This window comes from Microbacterium sp. CPCC 204701 (assembly GCF_004010105.1).
In the GTDB taxonomy this organism is placed as follows: Bacteria; Actinomycetota; Actinomycetes; order Actinomycetales; family Microbacteriaceae; genus Microbacterium.
Genome location: NZ_RRYE01000402.1, coordinates 1 through 2,572, shown reverse-complemented (window position 1 = coordinate 2,572; position 2,572 = coordinate 1). Strand labels below are relative to the sequence as shown.

Here is a 2,572-nt window from a genome sequence, read left to right as displayed (position 1 = left end):
CGCGCCCGCGCCGAGCGAGACGGTCCCGGGGCTGCGCGACAATGTGCTGCTGCGCGAAGCGCTCGCCCGCGTGCCCGACGGACCGCCGTCGCAGACGTTGCTCGACGTCGCGCGGCAGCTGCTTCAGGGGCACGTGTTCCTGCGGGTGAAGGGCGATGCGCGCACGCTGCTCTCAGAGGGCAAGGATCTGCCGCTCGCCGTCGTCACCGCCGGCGACCGCACGTTCGGACTCGTGTACTCGAGCGGGCCCGCGCTGCAGGCGAGCCTGCGCGCTGACGGCGACGTCGACACCTCGGCCATGGCGCAGCCGGTCATGAGCGTGCTGCGGCACGTGCTCTCGTCGTCGTACGACGGCATCATCATCGACCCGGCGTCGGCTCCTGCCCGTGCGGTGCTGCCGCGCGAGCTGCTGCAGCGCCTCGTCGACCAGGCCGATCCGCAGCTGACCGTGAAGACCCTCCTGGTGGGCGAGCGCACGCCTGCGACCGCGGCCGCCGTCGCCGCAGCCTTGGTGAACGCCAGGATGTGGGTCGCAGTGGGACAGGCCGAGGGTGGCGTGCCCGGACTCGCCGAGGGGCGACTCCCCGACGGCTCGCGGTACCTCGAGGTGTACTCGCACCCGCTCGAGGTGGCGGTGACCGGCAGGGGCGACAACGCCGCGCCGCTCACCGGCGCGCAGCTCGCGAAGGCGCTGATGACGGATGCCGGACTCAGCGGCGTCGTCGTCGACCCGGCCGGCCCGTGGATCCGGCTCACGCGCCACGACCTCGCACCGCTGCTCGCGCTCGTCGACTGACATCCGCACCGGCCCTCGTCCTCTCGAGAACAGGTGATCTCGCGGAGGCAGGTTGTTTCTGGGGTTTTCGTCCTGCGTCGGCGAGATCACCTGTTTTGACGCGGTGGGTGGGGTGAGGAGCGGAGGACCGGGCGCCGGCGGGCGATTCCGTGCGCGGAGGGATGCCGGATGTCGCGGCATCCCGCTACCGTCGGAGCATGGCCTCGGAGCGCATCACCGTCACCGTCCCCGGTCCGCACGGAGACCGCGAGGTCGGGATCTCGAACCCCAACCGCGTGATCTGGCCCGAGGTGGGCATCACCAAGCACGAACTGGCCGAGTATCTGATCGGCGTGCGCGAGCCGTTCCTCGCGTCCAACGGCGACCGGCCGGTGTCGCTCGAGCGGTTCCCCGAGGGCGTCGCAGGCGAGCGCTTCTACTCCAAGAACCCGCCCAAGGGAGCCCCGGCGTTCGTCGAGTCGCAGACGGTGACGTACAACAGCGGGCGACGGCATCCGCAGATCGTCCTCACCGAGATCGCCGCCGCGGTGTGGGCGGTGCAGATGAACACGATCGTGTTCCACCCGTGGGCGTCGTTGACGGCGAGCACCGACAATCCGGTCGAGCTGCGCATCGACCTCGACCCGCAGCCGGGCACGGATTTCGCGGATGCCGCAGCCGTCGCCCCGGCGATGCGCGAGGTGCTGGCGGAGGCCGGGTTGACCGCGTTCCTCAAGACGAGCGGCAACCGCGGCATCCACGTGTTCTGCCCGATCGAGCCGGAGTGGGAGTTCCTCGACGTGCGCCACGCCGTCATCGCGGCCGGGCGCGAGCTCGAGCGACGGCTGCCCGACAAGGTGACGATGAACTGGTGGAAGGAGGAGCGCGGCGAGCGCATCTTCATCGACTTCAACCAGGCCAACCGCGACCGGACGATGGCCGGCGCATACAGCCCGCGGGCTCTGCCCGCAGCCACCGTCTCGACGCCGGTCACATGGGACGAGCTCGAGGCGGGGGTCGACCCCGCGACCTTCACGGTTCGATCGGTGCCGCAGCGTCTCGCCGACATCGGCGACCCGTGGGCCGACCTGCTTGCGAAGCCGGGGCGCATCGACACTCTGCTCGAGTGGTGGCAGCGCGACCTCGACGACGGGCTCGGCGAGCTGCCGTTCCCGCCCGACTTCCCGAAGATGCCCGGCGAGCCGCCGCGCGTGCAGCCGAGCCGCATCAACCCCGAGAACTGGCCGAAGGGCGAGTGAGAGGCCCGCCGGCCCTCATCGGCCGGCGCCTCGTCCGGTTCGAACAGGTCTGATCCGCGCGCAGCGCCGCCGCGCGTCGCCCAGATTGCACGGTGGTTGCACTGCTCCGCGGTCGCCTCAGCACCGCGAGGTCTTCCGTAGCTTCGCTGGGAGCCGGAACCGCCGGCCCCACGAGCATCGGAGCCGCCATGTCGACCCACCGCACCGTCCACCGTCTGAGCATCACGGGACCTGGATCCCCCTTCGGAGCCGCATTGACCGCCGCAGTGCTCGCAAGCGCCTTCGCACTGAGCGCGTGCGCCCCGGCCGCCTCGCCCACGGCGGCCGCCCCGACGGTGGCAGCCGACCCCACGGCACCGGTCGAGAACGCCGCCGGCACGCAGGAGGCAGGGGGCGCGGCATCCGTCCTCGCCAGCGAATCGGATGCGGTGCTCGCGTGGCAGGACCGGTGGTACGACAACTTCTGCAGCACCGTCCTCATCTCGATGGGCGACGAGAACTGCGTCGGGATCGCCCTGGAGGGCGTCGAGTTGGCACG

3 protein-coding genes are annotated in these 2,572 nt (G+C 71.3%); all 3 read left to right on the top strand.

Going from position 1 to position 2,572, the window contains the following annotated elements; translation table 11 throughout:
- Positions 1 to 796, top strand: a 796-nt coding sequence (locus EIO58_RS15990) for an SseB family protein (RefSeq protein ID WP_164861781.1), incomplete at its 5' end; no start/stop codon positions are given.
- A gap of 197 nt (positions 797 to 993) precedes the next feature.
- The gene (gene ligD / locus EIO58_RS15985; RefSeq protein WP_127820329.1) at positions 994 to 2,034 is read left to right on the top strand and encodes a non-homologous end-joining DNA ligase; all 1,041 of its coding nucleotides are present in this window, start codon (positions 994 to 996) and stop codon (positions 2,032 to 2,034) included.
- 188 nt (positions 2,035 to 2,222) lie between these two features.
- Positions 2,223 to 2,572: hypothetical protein (locus tag EIO58_RS15980; RefSeq protein ID WP_205789327.1), on the top strand; the 350-nt coding region annotated here is incomplete at its 3' end.